The organism is Anoxybacteroides voinovskiense, from assembly GCF_014196205.1.
GTDB lineage: Bacteria > Bacillota > Bacilli > Bacillales > Anoxybacillaceae > Anoxybacteroides > Anoxybacteroides voinovskiense.
The window spans coordinates 1-1,757 of record NZ_JACIDE010000054.1 but is presented as its reverse complement, the minus strand read 5'-3'; the positions used below and the strand labels follow the sequence as shown (position 1 = coordinate 1,757).

Here is a 1,757-nt window from a genome sequence, read left to right as displayed (position 1 = left end):
CGTAATGGGGCAGTATCCATACGTGAATCCATAGCGTATGGAGGGCATACCCGGGGAACTGAAACATCTAAGTACCCGGAGGAGAAGAAAGCAAACGCGATTCCCTGAGTAGCGGCGAGCGAAACGGGAGAAGCCCAAACCAAGAGGCGTGCCTCTTGGGGTTGTAGGACACTCAATACGGAGTGACAAAGGAACGGAGTAGACGAAGCGGTCTGGAAAGGCCCGCCAGAGGAGGTAACAGCCCTGTAGTCGAAACTTCGTTCCCTCCTGAGTGGATCCTGAGTACGGCGGGACACGTGAAATCCCGTCGGAAGCAGGGAGGACCATCTCCCAAGGCTAAATACTCCCTAGTGACCGATAGTGAACCAGTACCGTGAGGGAAAGGTGAAAAGCACCCCGGGAGGGGAGTGAAAGAGAACCTGAAACCGTGTGCCTACAAGTAGTCAGAGCGCATTCATGCGTGATGGCGTGCCTTTTGTAGAATGAACCGGCGAGTTACGGTGGCGTGCGAGGTTAAGTCGAAAAGACGGAGCCGCAGCGAAAGCGAGTCTGAATAGGGCGTATAGTACGTCGCCGTAGACCCGAAACCAGGTGATCTACCCATGTCCAGGGTGAAGGTAGGGTAACACCTACTGGAGGCCCGAACCCACGCACGTTGAAAAGTGCGGGGATGAGGTGTGGGTAGGGGTGAAATGCCAATCGAACTTGGAGATAGCTGGTTCTCCCCGAAATAGCTTTAGGGCTAGCCTCAAGTGAAGAGTCTTGGAGGTAGAGCACTGATTGGGCTAGGGGCCCTCATCGGGTTACCGAACTCAGTCAAACTCCGAATGCCAATGACTTATGCTTGGGAGTCAGACTACGAGTGATAAGATCCGTGGTCAAAAGGGAAACAGCCCAGATCACCAGCTAAGGTCCCAAAGTATACGTTAAGTGGAAAAGGATGTGGAGTTGCCCAGACAACCAGGATGTTGGCTTAGAAGCAGCCACCATTTAAAGAGTGCGTAATAGCTCACTGGTCGAGTGACTCTGCGCCGAAAATGTACCGGGGCTAAACGTATCACCGAAGCTGTGGGATGACTGACGTCATCGGTAGGGGAGCGTTCTAAGGGCAGAGAAGCCGGACCGGAAGGACCGGTGGAGCGCTTAGAAGTGAGAATGCCGGTATGAGTAGCGAAAACAGAGGTGAGAATCCTCTGCACCGAAAGCCTAAGGTTTCCTGAGGAAGGCTCGTCCGCTCAGGGTTAGTCGGGACCTAAGCCGAGGCCGAAAGGCGTAGGCGATGGACAACAGGTAGAGATTCCTGTACCACCTCCTCTCCGTTTGAGCGATGGGGGGACGCAGGAGGATAGGGCAAGCGCGCGACTGGTTGTGCGCGTCCAAGCAGTTAGGCGCCTCAAGTAGGCAAATCCGCTTGAGTAGGCTGAGCTGTGACGGCGAGGGAAAAATAGTACCGAAGTTCCTGATTCCACACTGCCAAGAAAAGCCTCTAGCGAGGAGAGAGGTGCCCGTACCGCAAACCGACACAGGTAGGCGAGGAGAGAATCCTAAGGTGCGCGGGAGAACTCTCGTTAAGGAACTCGGCAAAATGACCCCGTAACTTCGGGAGAAGGGGTGCTCTCATGGGTGCAAAGCCCGAGAGAGCCGCAGTGAAAAGGCCCAAGCGACTGTTTAACAAAAACACAGGTCTCTGCGAAGCCGAAAGGCGAAGTATAGGGGCTGACACCTGCCCGGTGCTGGAAGGTTAAGGGGAGCGCTTA

General features: G+C 54.8%; 1 rRNA gene. It reads left to right on the top strand.

The features are described from left to right. Nucleotides 1–1,757 (top strand): 23S ribosomal RNA (locus GGR02_RS17210); the annotation flags it as partial.